The following is a 564-nucleotide window of genomic DNA, read 5'->3' as shown; positions in this document are numbered from 1 at the left end:
TGTAAATATCATATAGTATTTGCACCGAAGTATAGAAGAAAAGAAATATATGGGAAGTACCGAGTGGAAATAGGAAAGATGATAAGAATCCTATGCCAAAGAAAAGGTATCAACATTGTTGAGGCTGAGCTATGCCCTGACCATATACATATGCTTGTAGAAATACCGCCAAAGTATTCTGTGTCGCAAATAGTCGGATATTTGAAGGGAAAAAGTTCACTTATGATATTCGATAAATTTGCAAAATTAAAATACAGGTACGGAAATAGACACTTTTGGTGCCGAGGGTACTATGTTGATACAGTAGGTAAAAACGAAAAGAAAATAGCTGAATACATACGTACACAACTTCAAGGTGACATAGTAGATGATCAAATGACGTTGAAGGAGTATATTGATCCATTCACAGGAGAGAAGATGAAATAGTCCTTTAGGACTTGTAGGAAAGTACGTGCGGTTGGCGAATCTTTTCAACGCATCTTAAGATGCAGCAGGTAAAAGGCCCTTATAGGGCCAAAGCAAACCACCGGCTCAGCCGGTGGTCATGATTCGTAGTGTGCCGGG

Annotated in this window: 1 protein-coding gene; it reads left to right on the top strand. The window is 39.2% G+C overall.

What is annotated here, in order from left to right; translation table 11 throughout:
- Nucleotides 1–426 (top strand): IS200/IS605 family transposase (gene tnpA, locus AXF17_RS09915; RefSeq protein WP_094233859.1); only part of this gene is annotated, 426 nt, incomplete at its 5' end.
- Nucleotides 427–564 lie beyond the last annotated feature (138 nt).

This window comes from Mogibacterium pumilum (genome assembly GCF_002243385.1).
GTDB lineage: Bacteria > Bacillota > Clostridia > Peptostreptococcales > Anaerovoracaceae > Mogibacterium > Mogibacterium pumilum.
The sequence above is the reverse complement of the archived record's forward strand: the minus strand, read 5'-3'. Positions and strand labels throughout refer to the sequence as shown.